The sequence below is a fragment of the Variovorax boronicumulans genome (genome assembly GCF_009811375.1).
Taxonomy (GTDB): domain Bacteria; phylum Pseudomonadota; class Gammaproteobacteria; order Burkholderiales; family Burkholderiaceae_C; genus Variovorax; species Variovorax boronicumulans.
This window is the reverse complement of sequence record NZ_BKDH01000002.1, coordinates 137,665-153,630: the sequence shown is the minus strand read 5'-3', so window position 1 is coordinate 153,630 and position 15,966 is coordinate 137,665. Positions and strand designations below refer to the sequence as shown.

At 68.7% G+C, this 15,966-nt stretch carries 16 protein-coding genes; 13 read left to right on the top strand and 3 right to left on the bottom strand.

Annotated elements, in window-relative coordinates; genetic code table 11:
• Positions 1–663, top strand: a complete 663-nt coding sequence (locus VHAB30_RS20615; RefSeq protein WP_070059991.1) for an HAD family hydrolase — start codon at positions 1–3, stop codon at positions 661–663.
• Here VHAB30_RS20615 and VHAB30_RS20610 read toward each other — a convergent pair.
• Positions 609–1,280: a lipocalin family protein gene (locus tag VHAB30_RS20610; RefSeq protein WP_159278457.1), complete on the bottom strand. Its 672-nt coding sequence runs from the start codon at positions 1,278–1,280 to the stop codon at positions 609–611. The two genes, VHAB30_RS20615 and VHAB30_RS20610, sit on opposite strands and share 55 nt — an antisense overlap.
• Before the next feature lie 242 nt (positions 1,281–1,522).
• Here VHAB30_RS20610 and tal point away from each other — a divergent pair, with 242 nt between their 5' ends.
• The 3 genes from tal to VHAB30_RS20595 all read left to right on the top strand — a co-directional run bounded on the left by tal (position 1,523) and on the right by VHAB30_RS20595 (position 4,541).
• Positions 1,523–2,479, top strand: coding sequence for a transaldolase (gene tal, locus VHAB30_RS20605; protein WP_159278456.1), 957 nt, complete (start codon positions 1,523–1,525; stop codon positions 2,477–2,479).
• Positions 2,480–2,481: 2 nt separating this feature from the next.
• On the top strand, positions 2,482–4,035 hold the full coding sequence (gene pgi / locus VHAB30_RS20600; RefSeq protein ID WP_159278455.1) for a glucose-6-phosphate isomerase: 1,554 nt from the start codon (positions 2,482–2,484) through the stop codon (positions 4,033–4,035).
• A gap of 173 nt (positions 4,036–4,208) precedes the next feature.
• On the top strand, positions 4,209–4,541 hold the full coding sequence (locus tag VHAB30_RS20595; RefSeq protein WP_159278454.1) for a DUF805 domain-containing protein: 333 nt from the start codon (positions 4,209–4,211) through the stop codon (positions 4,539–4,541).
• Between the two features lie 58 nt (positions 4,542–4,599).
• Here the strand turns inward: VHAB30_RS20595 and VHAB30_RS20590 are convergent, their stop codons facing one another.
• Positions 4,600–5,664, bottom strand: coding sequence for a 4-hydroxythreonine-4-phosphate dehydrogenase PdxA (locus tag VHAB30_RS20590; protein WP_159278453.1), 1,065 nt, complete (start codon positions 5,662–5,664; stop codon positions 4,600–4,602).
• Positions 5,665–5,704: 40 nt separating this feature from the next.
• Complete coding sequence (locus VHAB30_RS20585) at positions 5,705–6,685, bottom strand: Bug family tripartite tricarboxylate transporter substrate binding protein (RefSeq protein WP_159278452.1); 981 nt, start codon at positions 6,683–6,685, stop codon at positions 5,705–5,707.
• A 93-nt stretch (positions 6,686–6,778) separates the two neighbouring features.
• Between VHAB30_RS20585 and VHAB30_RS20580 the strand changes: the two genes are divergently transcribed.
• The 9 genes from VHAB30_RS20580 to VHAB30_RS20540 all read left to right on the top strand — a co-directional run bounded on the left by VHAB30_RS20580 (position 6,779) and on the right by VHAB30_RS20540 (position 15,961).
• Positions 6,779–7,720, top strand: coding sequence for a LysR family transcriptional regulator (locus VHAB30_RS20580; RefSeq protein WP_174250264.1), 942 nt, complete (start codon positions 6,779–6,781; stop codon positions 7,718–7,720).
• Positions 7,721–7,896: 176 nt separating this feature from the next.
• On the top strand, positions 7,897–9,207 hold the full coding sequence (locus tag VHAB30_RS20575; protein WP_062472668.1) for an ABC transporter substrate-binding protein: 1,311 nt from the start codon (positions 7,897–7,899) through the stop codon (positions 9,205–9,207).
• Between the two features lie 58 nt (positions 9,208–9,265).
• Positions 9,266–10,123 carry a carbohydrate ABC transporter permease gene (locus VHAB30_RS20570; RefSeq protein WP_062472670.1) on the top strand — a complete coding sequence of 286 codons (858 nt, stop codon included), beginning with the start codon at positions 9,266–9,268 and terminating at the stop codon, positions 10,121–10,123.
• A 13-nt stretch (positions 10,124–10,136) separates the two neighbouring features.
• Entirely contained in the window at positions 10,137–10,961 is an 825-nt protein-coding gene (locus tag VHAB30_RS20565) for a carbohydrate ABC transporter permease (protein WP_013539656.1), read from the top strand.
• A gap of 17 nt (positions 10,962–10,978) precedes the next feature.
• Complete coding sequence (locus tag VHAB30_RS20560) at positions 10,979–12,016, top strand: ABC transporter ATP-binding protein (protein WP_062472672.1); 1,038 nt, start codon at positions 10,979–10,981, stop codon at positions 12,014–12,016.
• A gap of 90 nt (positions 12,017–12,106) precedes the next feature.
• Complete coding sequence (gene dalD / locus VHAB30_RS20555) at positions 12,107–13,486, top strand: D-arabinitol 4-dehydrogenase (RefSeq protein ID WP_159278671.1); 1,380 nt, start codon at positions 12,107–12,109, stop codon at positions 13,484–13,486.
• A complete protein-coding gene (locus VHAB30_RS20550) occupies positions 13,483–14,271 on the top strand; it encodes an L-iditol 2-dehydrogenase (protein ID WP_070059982.1) in 789 nt (262 codons plus the stop codon). Before dalD ends, VHAB30_RS20550 begins: the two co-directional genes overlap by 4 nt.
• Before the next feature lie 26 nt (positions 14,272–14,297).
• Entirely contained in the window at positions 14,298–14,969 is a 672-nt protein-coding gene (locus VHAB30_RS20545) for a transaldolase family protein (RefSeq protein ID WP_159278451.1), read from the top strand.
• A 23-nt stretch (positions 14,970–14,992) separates the two neighbouring features.
• Entirely contained in the window at positions 14,993–15,961 is a 969-nt protein-coding gene (locus VHAB30_RS20540; RefSeq protein WP_095948301.1) for a carbohydrate kinase family protein, read from the top strand.
• The last annotated feature ends 5 nt before the right edge of the window (positions 15,962–15,966 follow it).

The following is a 15,966-nucleotide window of genomic DNA, read 5'->3' as shown; positions in this document are numbered from 1 at the left end:
ATGAACGTGGTTTTCGATCTTGGCGCCGTGCTGTTCGCCTGGGAGCCGGCACGGCTGGTCCAGGCCCATCTCCCCTCTCACGCCCCCACTGACGCCGCCGCCGCGGCCCTGGGCCGGGCCCTTTTCCATCACGACGACTGGACCGGCTTCGACTGCGGCACCCGAACGCTGGACGATGCCATCGCCCGCATGTCGGCGCGGCTGGCGCTGCCTGCCGAGTCGCTGCACGCCATGCTCGACGGGCTCGGGGAGCGGCTGGCGCCGATCGACGTCACGGTCGCGATGCTCGAAGAGCTGCTCGTGCAGCGCGACGCCGGCGAGCCGCTGCGCCTGTACTACCTGTCGAACATGCCCGTGCCGTTCGCCCGCGCCCTCGAGCGCCGGCATGCCTTCATGCGGCGCTTCGACGGCGGCGTGTTCTCGGGCGACGTGAAGTTTCTCAAGCCCGAGCGCGAGATCTACGAGCTGCTGGCCATGCGCCACGGCCTCGACCCCGAGCAGACGGTGTTCATCGACGACTCGGCCGCCAACGTCGAGATGGCCCGCGCCTTCGGCTGGCACGCCATCCACTGCACCGCGCCCGACAAGCTGCCGGCGCAACTGCAGCGCTACCTGCCGGTGAGCACCACCTTGTCGGTGTCGAACCCCAGGCTGCGGGCGTAGTCCAGCTCGGTCTGCAGCGCGTCGTCCTCCAGGCGCGGCGCGCGCGACAGCACCCAAAGGTACTCACGGTCGGGCGTGCCGACCAGCGCCACCTGGTAGTCGCGGTCGAGCTTCAAAATCCAGTAGTCGCCCCACACCAGCGGCAGCCAGCCCATCCAGGCGGGAGCGAAGCGCACCTGCAGCCGTCCCGCGCCGGGCTGGCCGGCCACGGGAACCACGCGCGCACTGCCGATGGCCTCGTCGAAGTTGCCGTCGTCGCGCACGCAGCGGTTGCGCACCTGCACGGTGCCGTCGGGCTGCGGCGTGTACTCGGCGCTCACCGGGCCGGCGCACTGCTGCTGGAACCGGTTGGGCAGCCGCGCCTGTTCGTGCCAGACACCGGCGTAGCGGTGCAGGTCGACCGGCGCCACCACCTGCAGCGGCGCGCGCATCAGCGGGGCGCCGTCGGCCGGGCCGGCGGGCCGGGCACGGGCCGTGCGTGCGGCGCCCAGCGCGTACCAGGTGGCCACGCCGCCCACGACGAAGGCGGTGGCCATGGTGCCGATCGCGTGGCTGGTGCGGCGGTCGTCGAAGGCGCGACCGGCGACGGTCGCGGGGCGTGGGGGGCGAGGGGTCATGAGGGCTCCTGGGGAAAGTCGTTCTCGGCGTGGATGCCGCGTCCCGTTCAGGGTGCCCCGGGCCGCGGCTGGCTGCCGTCAGCCGGGGACCACAGCCCCTGTAGGGCAGGGCGGCCGACAACCCTTCGCGCTGCAGGCCGATGGAGCTTCGCGAAAACCCGTGCTACGGTTCGCATGAAAACATCGACCGCCGCGCAACTGCGTGCAGGACTTGTCACACCCCTCCCCGGATAATTGATTTCATGAACCAACTCGATGCACTCCGCCAGTGGACCACCGTGGTTGCCGACACCGGCGACTTCAAGCAGCTCAGCATTTCCAAGCCGCAGGACGCGACCACCAACCCGTCGCTGATCCTCAAGGCCGTGCAGAAGGCCGAGTACCGGCCGCTGCTCGATGAAACCGTGAAGGCCCATGCCGGCAAGCCGCTCGACGAGGTCATCGACCGCCTGCTGGTGCGCTTCGGCACCGAAATCCTCTCCATCATCCCGGGCCGCGTGTCCACCGAAGTCGACGCCCGCCTGTCCTTCGACACCGCCGCCACCGTGGCCCGCGGCGAGCGCATCGTGGCGCTGTACAAGGCCGAGGGCATCGACACCGAGAAGCGCCTGCTGATCAAGGTCGCCTCCACCTGGGAAGGCATCGAGGCCGCGCGCCTGCTCGAGCAGAAGGGCATCCGCACCAACCTCACGCTGCTGTTCTCGTTCGCGCAGGCCGTGGCCTGCGGCGCGGCCGGCGTGCAGCTCATCTCGCCCTTCGTGGGCCGCATCTACGACTGGTACAAGAAGTCGGCCGGTGCGAAGTGGGACGAAGCCGCCAGCGCGGGCGCCAACGACCCCGGCGTGAAGTCGGTGCGCGAAATCTTCAACTATTACAAGCAGCAGGGCATCAAGACCGAGGTCATGGGCGCGAGCTTCCGCAACGTGGGGCAGATCCAGGCGCTCGCTGGCTGCGACCTGCTGACCATCAGCCCCGAGCTGCTGGCCGAGCTGGCCGCGAGCAACGCGCCGCTCACGCACGCGCTCGACGCCAAGGCTGCCGCAAGCGGCAACGCAGAGAAGGTGAGCTACGACGAAGCCGGCTTCCGCTTTGCGCTCAACGAAGACGCCATGGCCACCGAGAAGCTCGCCGAGGGCATCCGCGCCTTCGCGGCCGACGCCGTGAAGCTCGAAAAGCTCATGCAGGAAAGCGGCAAGTAAACATGACCATGACCCTGCGCTGTGACCGCGCGCCGGCCTGGGCGCAACTGCAGTCCAGCTTCGACACGGCCGGTCGCCAGTTCGACCTTCGCCATGCCTTCGTGGACGACGCCGGGCGCTTCGCGCGCTTCAGCCAGGAGGCGCCGCACGTCTTCGCCGACCTGTCGAAGAACCTCATCGACGCGCGCACCGAGGCGCTGCTGTTCGCGCTGGCGCGCGAATGCGGCCTCGAGGCCCACCGCGACGCCATGTTCGCGGGCGCGCACATCAACAACACCGAAGACCGCGCCGTGCTGCACACGCTGCTGCGCGCGCCAGCCGACGCGGCCACCGGCCGCCAGACGGCCCACGAGTTGCGCGAGGTGCATGCCACGCTCGACGCCATGCTGGCCTACGCCGAGAAGGTGCGCGGCGACCACACGATCACCGACGTGGTCAACATTGGCATCGGCGGCTCCGACCTCGGCCCGCAGATGGCCGTGCTGGCCCTCGCGGAGTTCGTGGCGCCGGGCAAGCGCTTCCACTTCGTCTCGAACGTCGACGGCCACGAACTGGCGGGCGTGCTCAAGGGCCTGGCGCCCGAGCACACGCTGTTCCTGGTCGCCTCCAAGACCTTCACCACGGCCGAGACGATGACGAACGCGCTCTCGGCCAAGCGCTGGTACGAGCAGTCGGGCGGCACCGACATCGCCGGCCATTTCGCCGCGCTCACCACCAACGTCGAGGCCGCGAAGCAGTTCGGCATCGACACCACCTTCGGCTTCTGGGACTGGGTGGGCGGCCGCTATTCGCTGTGGTCGGCCATCGGCCTGCCGATCGCGCTGGCCATCGGCGCCGACGGCTTTCGCCGGCTGCTGGCGGGCGCGCATGCGATGGACGAGCACTTCCGCACCGCGCCGCTCGAGCAGAACCTGCCCGTGCGGCTGGGCCTGCTCGATGTCTGGTACCGCAACTTCCACCGCTTCACGAGCCGCAGCATCGCGCCGTACCACAGCGCCCTGAAGCGCGTGCCGGCCTACCTGCAGCAGCTCGAGATGGAGAGCAACGGCAAGCAGGTCGATGCGAGCGGCGCGCTGCTGGCCTTCGGCACCTCGCCCGTGCTCTGGGGCGAGCCCGGCACCAACGGCCAGCACGCCTACTTCCAGATGCTGCACCAGGGCACCGACGTGATCCCGCTCGAGTTCATGGCGGTGCGTGACGCCTCGCACGACCTCGACGGCCACCACCCCAAGCTGCTGGCCAATGCGCTTGCGCAGGCGCAGGCGCTGATGGTCGGCAAGCTCGACGAAGGCGGCCACAAGAACTTCCCGGGCAACCGGCCGAGCACCTTCTTCGTGTTCGAGAAGCTCACGCCCGAAGCACTGGGCGCCTTCCTCGCGATGTACGAGCACCGCGTGTTCACCAGCGGCGCGCTGTGGGGCATCAACAGCTTCGACCAGTGGGGCGTGGAACTCGGCAAGGTGCTGGCGCGCGACATCGAACCGCGCCTGGCCTCGGGCGATGTGTCGGGGCTCGATGCCTCGACGGCCGGCCTGCTGAAGCGGTTGAGCGCCTGACGGCGCACCTCATCGCAAGGCTTGCGAGCCTTGGCCAAAGGCTCTATCCACTAGGCCTTTAGGCCATTGGTTTGCAGCGCGGTGGCCGGTTTGGCCGAGTTTGTCGTTGCACAGTGCGCCGATATGATGGCCCCGGGGAAATTTCCCTGGGATTCATCAAGAGGAGCGAGTCAATGGACTTTCAAACAGCGGTCAAGACGTGCATCGCCAAGTACACCGACTTCAGCGGTCGTGCGTCGCGTTCGGAGTTCTGGTGGTTTTTTTTGGCCCAGTTCGGGGTGCTCATCATCACCGGCCTGATCCATCAATACGTGTATTTCATCGCAGCGCTGGGCTTGCTTCTGCCCGCACTCGCCGTGGGTGCGCGTCGCCTGCACGACATCGGCAAGAGCGGCTGGTTCTTGCTGCTGTCGATCATCCCGCTGATCAATCTCGTGCTGATCTATTTCTTCGTTCAGCCGACGCAGCCGGAGAGCAACGACTACGGCCCACCGCCGAGCGCCTGAGCTTTTTCCCTTCAAAGGGCCGCACACGCGGCCCTTTTTCTTTGGGGCGCCAGGCGGCTCAGGCCACTGCCGCCTCGACGGACGCAGGTGCAGCAGGCGCACCGCTTGCCATCCGCACGCACAGGTCGAAGGCCTGCTGCAGCCCTTCGATCTGCGCCACGCCCTGGCCGGCGATGTCGAAGGCGCTGCCGCTGGCCGAGGTGGCCACGGGCACGGGCAGGCCGCCGTGCAAGGTCACGCCCTGTTCGAAGCCCATGAGCTTCATCGCGATCTGGCCCTGGTCGTGGTACATCGATACCACCGCGTCCACGTCGCCGCGCCGCGCGCCGATGAACACGGTGTCGGGTGAGAACGGACCGCGCGCGTCGTGGCCTTCGACGCGCAGCTGTTCGATGGCGGGCGCGATGATCTCGATCTCTTCCATGCCGATCGAGCCGCCGTCGCCCGCGTGCGGGTTGAGCCCGGTCACGGCGATGCGCGGGTGTGCCACGCCGGCGCGGCGCAGTGCCGACGCGATGATCTTCACGGCGTCGCGCACGCCTTCTACCGTGATGTGCCGTGCCACGTCTTTCAGCGGGATGTGCGAGGTCACGCGCGAGGTCCACAGCGATCCGGTGAGGTTGAACTCGCAGACGAAGCCCGTGACCGCGAAGCGCTCCTGCATGTAGCGCAGTTCGTCCTCGTGCACGAGGCCGCCCAGGCGCAGCGAATGCTTGTTGAGCGGCGCGAAGAGGATCGCGTCGGCCTGGCCGTTTCGCACGGCCTGCGTGGCCAGCTCCAGCGCTTCGAACGAGGCCCGGCCCGAGCGCTCATTCGACTCGCCGAGCACCGGTTCCTCGCCCGCCATCCAGTCGCGCACGAGGAGGCTCGGGCGGCCGTCCTCGAAGCGCAGGCTGTCGAGGGTGTTCACCTGCAGCGGCGCCAGCTTCGCGCCCGCCACGCGCTCGCCCGCGGCCAGCACGACGGGGTCGGCGATCAGCAGCACGCGCGCGGCGTCGAGGTTGCGCTGGCGCGCGAGCAGCTTCACGGCCATCTCGGGGCCGACGCCGCTGGGGTCGCCGAGCAGCACGGCGATGCGGGGTTTGGCGGAGGTCACGCGCGGGGAGGAGGAGGGGGTGGGCATGGTCGGATGTCTGAGGAAAGAAGAAGGGGGAAGGGCGGCCTCACTCGGCCTTGATGCGCGCGTCGCGCACGAGCCGGCCGTAGTGGTCGAACTCCTGCCGATTCATCGCCGCGAAGGGTTCGCCGGTCAGCGTGCCGGGCTCGCCGCCCAGGGCCTTGATGCGCGACTGCACGTCTGCCAGCCCCATCGTGCGCGTGAGTTCGGCGCTCAGCCGCTCGACCGCCGGGCGCGGCGTGCCGGCCGTCACGTACAGGCCGTACCAGGTGGACACGTCGGCCCCCTTGACGCCCTGCTCGGCCAGCGTCGGCACGTCGGGCAGCTCGGGCGAGCGCTGCGGTGCGCTCACGGCCAGCGCGCGGAACTTGCCGGCGCGGATCTGGCCCATGGCCGACGAGGTGCTGTCGAACATCATCTCGACCTCGCCCGAGATGATGTCGATGTGCGCCTGCGAGCTGCCCTTGTAGGGCACGTGGATCGAGGTCATGCCCGTGGCCAGGTTGAAGGCTTCGCCGCCCACGTGCTGCGTGCTGCCGATGCCCGACGACGCGTACTTGAAGCCGCCCGGCCTGGCGGCCATGGCGGCGAGCAGGTCCTTCACCGACTTGTAGGGCGAGCTGGCCGACACCACCAGCACGTTGGGCATCACGGCCACGAGGCCGATGGGTTGCAGGTCTTTCAGCGGGGCGTACTTGAGCTTGAGGATGTGCGGTGCCACGGCCTGCGCCGTGTTGGTGGCCAGCAGCAGCGTGGCGCCGTCGGCCGGCGCGCGCGCCGTGAGTTCGCCGGCGATGGTGTTCGATGCGCCGGGGCGGTTCTCCACCGTCACAGGCTGCTTGAGCACGGGCGCGAACTTGTCGGCCAGCACGCGCGCAAGGATGTCGGTGCCGCCGCCGGGCGAGGCGCCGACCAGGATGCGCAGCGGCTTGTCGGGGTAGGCCGGCTGCGCGCCCGCATTCAGGCAGGCGGCCAGCGCCAGCAGCGCCGCCAGGCCGGCACCGCGGGCCAGGGGAAAGAGGGTCATCGCGTCGTCTCCTGCTTGTTGTGGGCCCGAGCCTACGGAGCTTCGGTCGCGCGATCCAATCGAAAAAGGCCGAAGCTCCATATACTTTTGTGCATGAAACCCGGCCTCACCGACGCCTCGCTGATGCTGCATGTGAGGCCGCGCCAGCTGCTTTTGCTGGCCCGGCTCGATGCGCACCGCCACCTCGGCCGCGCGGCCGAGGCCATGAACATCAGCCAGCCCGCGGCCACCAAGCTGCTGCAGCAGCTGGAGGAGTCGCTGGGCGAACAGCTCTTCGAGCGCCTAGCGCGCGGCATGGCGCCCACGCCCTACGGCGAGATCCTGATCCGCTATGCCCACCGCGTGCTCAGCGACTTCGGCACCGCCCGCGAGGAAATGCTCGCGCTGCGCTCCGGCCTGAGCGGCGCGCTGCGCGTGGGCAGCGTGCCGGGCGCGGTGCCAGAGCTGCTGGCGCCGGCGCTGGTCGAGTACCACCTGCGCCATCCGCAGGTGGCCGTGTCGGTGGTGGTCGAGACCAGCGACCTGATGCAGGCACAGCTGGAGCAGGGCGACGTCGACCTCGTGCTGGGCCGCCTTACCGACGGCCACGACGAAGCCAAGTACGCGAGCGTGCCGCTCCTGGGCGAGTCGCAGGTGGTCGTGGTGCGCGCCGCGCACCCGGTGTTCGAGCGCGCGGCCACGGTCACGCTGGCCGAGATGGCGAGCTGGTCGTGGGTGCTGCAGCCGCCGGGCTCGCCGCAGCGCGGGCGCTTCGAGGCGGCGATGCGCGAGGCGGGCATCCAGGCGCGGCTGGACATCATCGAAACGGCATCGCCCATCGCCATCACGGCACTGCTGGAGAACTCCGACATGGCCGCCGTCATGCCGGCTTCCCAGGCCAGCCACTACGCCCGGCTGGGCGTGCTGCGCACCGTGCCGGTGGAGCTGCCGGTGCGCGTGCCGCCGATCTGCCTGATCACCCGCGAGGACCGCGCGCTGTCGCCGGCGGCGGCGCAGTTCCGGCGCCAGCTGCTGGGCGGCGGCGGGCACGCATGAGAACTTCAGACAGACAGTTTTCCATCCTGAATTGCATCAACTAGGGATTTCACTAGCCAACTGGTGCATGAGAGTACTGGTGGTGACTCTCGAAATACCAAAGCTGCAAGCGCGTTTCTCCAGAATCCGGGCACGGCGACCACGATACCGAGGCGTCGCTCACCCAAGGAGACACCATGAAGCGCTTTCTGAAAGCGGGCCTCGCCCTCGCACTCATCGGCACGGGCCTTGTGTCCCACGCCGCCACCGAACTCGTGATCGCGACCGTCAACAACGGCCACATGATCGAGATGCAGAAGCTCACGCCCTTCTTCGAAAAGGCCAACCCCGACATCAAGCTCAAGTGGGTCACGCTCGAGGAAGGCACGCTGCGCCAGCGCGTGACCACCGACATCGCCACCAAGGGCGGCCAGTTCGACGTGATGACCATCGGCCTGTACGAAGCGCCGATCTGGTCGAAGAAGGGCTGGCTGCAGCCCATCGCCACCGATGCCGCCTACGATGCCGACGACCTGCTGCCCGCCATCCGCGCCGGCCTGTCGCACGAAGGCAAGCTGTACGCCGCGCCCTTCTACGGCGAGAGCTCGATGCTCATGTACCGCAAGGACTTGGCCGACAAGGTCGGCTTCAAGATGCCCGAGCAGCCCACCTGGGCGCAGGTGAAGGAACTGGCCGGCAAGATCCATGACCCCAAGGGCGGCCTGTACGGCATGTGCCTGCGCGGCAAGCCGGGCTGGGGCGACAACATGGCCTTCCTGACCACGCTGGTCAACACGAACGGCGGCCAGTGGTTCGACATGCAGTGGAAGCCGCAGATCGACACCAAGCCCTGGAAGGACGCGATCGGCTTCTACGTCGACCTCATGAAGGCCTACGGCCCGCCGGGCGCCTCGGCCAACAGCTTCAACGAGAACCTCGCGCTCTTCAACGAAGGCAAGTGCGGCATGTGGGTCGACGCGACCATCGCGGCCTCGTTCATCAGCGACCCCAAGCAGTCGAAGGTGGCCGACAAGGTGGCCTTCGCGCAAGCACCCGTCGCTGTCACGCCGAAGGGCGCGAACTGGCTGTGGACCTGGAACCTGGCCATTCCCGCCAGTTCGACCAAGGGCGCCGCCGCGCAGACCTTCGTGAAGTGGGCGACCTCCAAGGAGTACGTCAACCTCGTCGCCAAGGAGCACGGCTGGGGCACGGTGCCCACCGGCACGCGCAAGTCGACCTACGCGAACCCCGAGTTCCAGAAGGTCGCCAAGTTCGCCGCCGCCGAGAAGAAGGCCATCGACAGCGCCAACCTCAGCGACAGCACCCTGCCCAAGTCGCCGTACGTCGGCGTGCAGTACGCGGCCATTCCCGAGTTTCAGGCCATCGGCGTGGCGGTGGGCCAGCAGATGAGCGCGGCGCTGTCGGGCAAGGTCACGGTCGACCAGGCGCTGAAGACCTCGCAGCTCGCCGCCGAGCGCGAGATGAAGAAAGCGGGCTACTACAAGTAAGCCGCGCTTCTTCCCCTCTCCCCGCGGGGAGAGGGCCGCAGCCTGAGAGGAACAGACCATGAAAAGACTCCTGCCCCGCGCCCTCATGGCGCCCGCCGTGCTCACGCTCTTCCTGTGGATGATCGTGCCGCTGCTGATGACGTTGTACTTCTCCTTCGTGAACTACAACCTCATGCAACCCGGCGAACGCACGTTCGCGGGCCTCGAGAACTTTCACTACTTCGTCACCGACCCCGACTTCTGGCCGGCCACGTGGAACACGCTGCTGCTCATCGGCAGCGTCATCGTCATCACCGTGGTGTTCGGCGTGCTGCTCGCGCTCTTGGTGAACGAGCCCTTCCCGGGCCGCGGCATCGTGCGCGTGCTGCTGATCTCGCCCTTCTTCGTCATGCCCGCAGTGAATGCACTGCTGTGGAAGCACATGATGATGAACCCCATCTACGGCATCCTGGCCGATGTGTGGCGCTTCTTCGGCGCACAGCCGGTCGACTGGCTCACCGACGTGCCTTTGTTCTCGGTGATCATCATGGTGGCGTGGCAGTGGCTGCCCTTCGCCTGCCTGATCTTCATCACCTCGTTGCAGTCGCTCGACCGCGAACAGATGGAAGCCGCGCGCATGGACGGCGCGAGTTCGTTCCAGCGCTTCTTCTATCTCACCATTCCGCACCTCGGCCGCCCGATGGCCGTGGTGATCATGATCGAGATGATCTTCCTGCTCAGCGTGTTCGCCGAGATCGCCATCACCACCAATGGCGGCCCCGGCAACGAGAGCACGAACATGACCTACATGATCTTCAAGCAGTCGCTCATGAACTTCGACGTGGGCGTGGCCTCCGCGGGTGCGCTGTTCGCGGTGGTGCTGGCCAACATCGTGGCCGTGTTCCTCATCCGCATCATCGGCAAGAACCTCGACTGAAGAAGGAACGACCATGCAACCCAGCAACTTCCTTCCCCAGCTGCTGCGCACCGTCGGTGCGTGGGCCGTGGCGCTGCTCCTGTTCTTCCCGCTCGGCTGGCTGTTCCTCACGGCCTTCAAGACGGAGCTGCAAGCCATCCACGTGCCGCCGCTGTTCATCTTCGAGCCCACGCTCGACAACTTCGGCGAAGTGCAGCGCCGCAGCGACTACCTGCTGTACGCGCGCAACTCGCTGATCACGAGCCTGGGCTCGACGATCCTGGGCCTGTTGATCGCGGCGCCGGCTGCGTACTCGATGGCGTTCTTCCGCACGAAGAAGACGCGCGACATCCTCATGTGGATGCTCTCCACCAAGATGATGCCGGCCGTCGGTGCGCTGGTGCCGATCTACGTGCTCGCGCAGACCGCGGGCATGCTGGACTCGCTCACCGCGCTCACCATCGTGTTCACGCTGTCGAACCTGCCGATCATGGTGTGGATGCTCTACAGCGCCTACAAGGACATTCCGAACGAGATCCTCGAAGCCGCGCGCATGGACGGCGCGAGCCTGTGGACCGAGTTCCGCCATGTCGTGATGCCGCTGTCGGTCGGCGGGCTCGCATCGACCGGCCTGCTGTGCCTGGTGCTGAGCTGGAACGAAGCCTTCTGGGCGTTGAACCTCACTTCCGCCAAGGCCGGCACGCTGGCCACGCTCATCGCCTCGTACTCCAGCCCCGAGGGCCTGTTCTGGGCCAAGTTGTCGGCCGCCTCGCTGATGGCCATCGCGCCCATCGTCGTGTTCGGCTGGTTCAGCCAGAAGCAACTGGTGCAAGGCCTGACCTTCGGCGCCGTCAAGTAAAGAAAGGGAGACATCTCATGGCCTACCTCGAACTCAAGAACATCAAGAAGAGCTTTGGCGACGTCCACATCATCAAGGGCGTCGACCTGCAGATCCAGAAGGGCGAGTTCATCGTCTTCGTCGGGCCTTCGGGCTGCGGCAAGTCGACGCTGCTGCGGCTGATCGCGGGGCTCGAGCCCATCACCAGCGGCAACCTGCTGCTCGACAGCAAGGACATCACCTGGACGCCTTCGGGCAAGCGCGACCTGGCGATGGTGTTCCAGAGCTACGCGCTGTACCCGCACATGAGCGTGTACGACAACATGTCCTTCGCGCTGAAGCTCGCGGGCGTGGCCAAGGACGAGATCAGGACCAAGGTCGAGTACGCGGCCAAGACGCTGAACCTCACGCAGTACCTGGACCGCACGCCGAAAGATTTGTCGGGTGGCCAGCGCCAGCGCGTGGCCATCGGGCGCGCGATCGTGCGCGCGCCCAAGGTGTTCCTCTTCGACGAGCCGCTGTCGAACCTCGATGCAGCGCTGCGTGGCAACACGCGCGTCGAAATCCACAAGCTGCACCGCGCACTGGGGGCGACCACCATCTACGTCACGCACGACCAGGTCGAGGCCATGACGCTGGCCGACCGCGTGGTGGTGCTGAAGGACGGGCTCATCGAGCAGGTCGGCACGCCGCTGGAGCTGTACGACCGCCCCGCCAACCAGTTCGTCGCGCAGTTCATCGGCATGCCGTCGATGAACATGGTGGCGGCGAGCGCCATCCCGAGTTTTTCCGCCGCCACCGGCGGGCGCCTGCCCAGCGACGGCTTCCTGGGCGTGCGCCCCGAAGGCCTGCGCGTGCATCCGAAGCAGGGCGCGGCCGCCGGCGTGCCGGGCCGCGTCGAGCTCATCGAGGCGCTGGGCGCCGACACGCTGATCCACGTGGACGTGGGCGGCGTGCCGCTCATCGCGCGCCAGAACGAACGCACGCCGCTGCAGGCCGGCGACGACGTGGCGGTCGAACTCGACCCGTCCGTGCTGCACCTGTTCAGCCGCGAAGGCCGCGCGGTGGCCGCCTGATCCGACGCCCCTTACTTTCAACGGACCTTCCCCGTGACCCTCGCAGCAGCGGGCCTCGTGCCCACCCCACCGGCGCCTTCGGAATTCACGGTGCTTCACCTCGGCCTCGGCTCGTTCCATCGCGCCCATCAGGCCGTCTACCTGCAGCGGCTGATCGATGCGGGCGACACCCGCTGGTCGCTGTCGGGCGCCAACATCCGGCCCGACATGGCCGAGGTGGTCGCGGCGTTGCAGGCCCAGGGCGGGCGCTACACGCTCGAGACGGTGTCGCCCGCGGGCGAGTACCGCTACGAGCAGATCGAGGCGATCCGCGAGGTGCTGCCCTACGAGCCCTCGCTGGCCCCGGTGATCGCACGCGGCGCCGCGCCGTCCACGCGCATCGTCTCCTTCACCGTGACCGAGGCCGGCTACTACCTCGACACCAAGGGCAAGCTCGACCTGTCGTTCGCCGATCTCGCGGCCGACATCGAACGCGCGCGGCGCGGCGAGGCCGGCGAGACGATCTACGGCGCGGTCTGCGCGATCCTGCGAGCACGGCATGCCGCGCAGGCAGGCCCCGTGACGCTGCTGAACTGCGACAACCTGCGCCACAACGGCGACCGCTTTCGCGCGGGCCTGCTCGAATTCATCGCGCTCGTTGGCGACGTGCCGCTGCAGGCCTGGGTCGATGCGAACACCCGCTGCCCGAACGCGATGGTCGACCGCATCACGCCGCGCCCGCCGCCCGAGCTGCGCGCGCGCGTGCGCGCAGCCACGGGCCGCGACGACGGCGCGGCGGTCACGGCTGAGAGCTTCATCCAGTGGGTGATCGAAGACGACTTCATCGCCGGCCGGCCCGATTGGGGGCGCGTGGGCGTGGAGCTGGTCGAATCGGTGCAGCCCTACGAAGAGGCCAAGATCCGCATCCTCAACGCCACGCACAGCTGCATCGCCTGGGCCGGCACGCTGGCCGGGCTGGGCTTCATCCACGAAGGCACGCACGATGCGGCCATCCGCCGCATGGCCTTCGACTACGTGACCGACGACGTCATCCCGTGCCTGAGCCCGAGCCCGATCGACCTCGCGGCCTACCGCGACGTGGTGCTCGACCGCTTCGGCAACCCCGCGATCCGCGACACCAACCAGCGCGTGGCGGCCGACGGCTTCTCGAAGATCCCGGGCTTCATCGCGCCGACCGTGCGCGAGCGGCTCGCGGCCGGGCAGGGCATCGACAGCGTGGCGATGCTGCCCGCGCTGTTCCTCGCGTTCCTGCAGCGCTGGCGCCGGGGCACGCTGCCCTATGCCTACCAGGACCAGAGCATGGACGACGCCGCCGCGCACGCCATCTGCGACGCGGCCGACCCGGTGGCGGCGCTGTGCGCCGATGCCGGGCTGTGGGGCAGCCTCGCGGGCGATGCGCGCTTGGTCGATGCGGTGCGCCGTGCCGGCAAGCGCGTGGCGCGCTTCATCGAAGAGAAGGCCGCGCCATGAGCGGCCGCCTGCAGGACCGCCATGTGCTGCTGACCGGTGCCGGCGGCGGCATCGGCCTGGCGGTCGCCGAGGCCTGCATCGCCGAGGGCGCACGCTGCAGCGTGATCGACCGCGCGACCGCCGCGCCCGAGGCCGTGCGCGCACTGCAGCAAGCCCACCCCGACGCGCTCGCCTACATCGCGGCCGACGTGACCGGCACGCAGGCCATCGCGCACATGCTGGCCGAGGCGCAGGTCGCCTTCGGCCCTGTCCACACGCTGTTCAACAACGCCGCCGTGTTCGACCTCGCGCCGCTGCTCGACAGCGACGAGGCCTCGTTCGACAAGCTCTTCGCCGTCAACGTGAAGGGCATGTTCTTCGTGATGCAGGCCGTGCTGCGCCACATGGTCGAGGCCGGCACGCCGGGCGCGTCTGTCATCAACATGGCCTCGCAGGCCGGGCGCCGCGGCGAGGCGCTGGTGTCGCACTACTGCGCGACCAAGGCGGCCGTCATCAGCTACACGCAGAGCGCCGCGCTGGCCATGGCGCCGCACGGCATCCGCGTCAACGGCATCGCCCCCGGTGTGGTCGACACGCCGATGTGGGACCATGTCGACAGCCTGTTCGCCAAGGCCGAAGGGCTGGCGCCGGGCGAGAAGAAGCGGCGTGTCGGCCTCGCGGTGCCGCTCGGGCGCATGGGCGTGCCGGGCGACATCGCCGGGGCGGCGGTGTTTCTCGCCAGCGACGAGGCGCGCTACATCACGGCGCAGACCCTCAATGTCGACGGCGGCAATGTCATGAGCTGAACCCTACCTTCCTTCCGCATTTCTGCATGAACGACGACTTCCACCTGTACCTCGACAGCGCCGACCTGGCCGAGCTGCAGGCCTGCCTGCCGCACCCGGTGGTGCACGGCGTGACGACCAACCCGACGCTGCTGCAACGCGCCGGCGTCGGGCGCGCCGATGTGCCAGGCCTGCTGAAACGCTGCATCGACCTGGGCGCGCGCCAGGTGCAGGCCCAGGTGTATTCGAGCGAGGTCGACGGCATGCTGGAAGACGCCGCCGTCCTGCTGCCGCAGTTCGACCCCGGCCAGCTCGTCATCAAGATTCCCGCCACGCGCCAGGGCCTGGACGCCGGCGCACGGCTCATCGCCCAGGGCGTGCCCGTCACCTGGACCGCCGTGTACGCGCCCGAGCAGGCGCACTTCGCCGCGCAACTGGGCGCGGCCTATGCGGCGCCGTACCTCGGCCGGCTCGAAGACGCCGGCATCGACGGGCTGGCGCTCATCGCGCAGATGCAGTCGCTGGTGGCGCAGCGGCCTTCTTCGGGCACGCGGCTGCTGGTGGCGAGCATCCGCTCGCGCGCGGCCTACCTGTCGCTGCTCGGGCTGGGCGTGGGCGCCATCACCATCCCGCCGCGCCTCTTTGCCGAGCTGCTCGACCATCCCGCCACCCTGGCTGCCGAAGCGGGTTTCCTGGCCGACGCCCGCGCCTTGCCCTGACAGAAGAAGAAAATCCAAGCACCATGCGCATTGCACTCACGGGCGAGGCCCTGATCGATTTCACCGCCGGCGAAGGTGGGACCCTGGCGTTCCTGGGCCATGAGGGCGGTTCGCCGCTGAACACGGCCGTGGCCTGCGCGCGGCTCGGGCAGCCGACCGGCTTTCTCACGCAGCTGTCGACCGACCTGTTCGGCGAACGGCTGATGGCTTTTCTCGAACGCAACGGCGTCGACACCCGGCTCATCCTGCGCAGCGACGCGCCGTCGACGCTGGCCTTTGTCGAGCGCACGCCGCAGACCAACCGCTACGCCTTCTACACACGCGGCAGCGCCGACGCCACCTGGGCGCCCGAGCCGTTGCCGCAGCTGCCGGCGGAATGCCGCTTCCTGCACTTCGGCTCGATCTCGTTGCTGCAGGAGCCGGCGTCGTCGCGCATCGCCGACCTCGTGGCCGCCCACACGGGGCGCTGCGTGATCGTGTTCGACCCCAACGTGCGGCCCAGCCTGATCCCGGACATGGCCGCTTACCGCGCCCGCGTCACCGAGTGGTTCGCCATGGCCGACCTGGTCAAGCTCAGCGACGAAGACGCCGCGCTGCTCGCCCCCGGGCGGCCGGTCGATGCGCTCGCGGCCGAGTGCCTCACGGCCGGCGCGCGCGCCGTGGTCGTCACGCGCGGCGGTGCCGGCGCCACGCTGTGGCGCACCGGCAGCGCGCCGCTCACCGTGGCCGCGCCGCGCGTCGAGGTGGTCGACACCATCGGTGCGGGCGACACCTTCACCGCCGGGCTGTCGGTGGCGCTGCTGGCGCATGGCGTCGAGCATCCGGCGCAACTGGCCGAACTGGGCGACGACGCCTGGCGCGCTGTGATGCGCTTTGCCGCCACCGCCGCGGCCCTGAACTGCACCCGCGAGGGCGCCGATCCACCGACGCTGGAAGCCGTTCGCACGGCGCTTTCGCAGGAAGACAACGAGGCCGTCGCTTCCCGGCCCTGATCGAT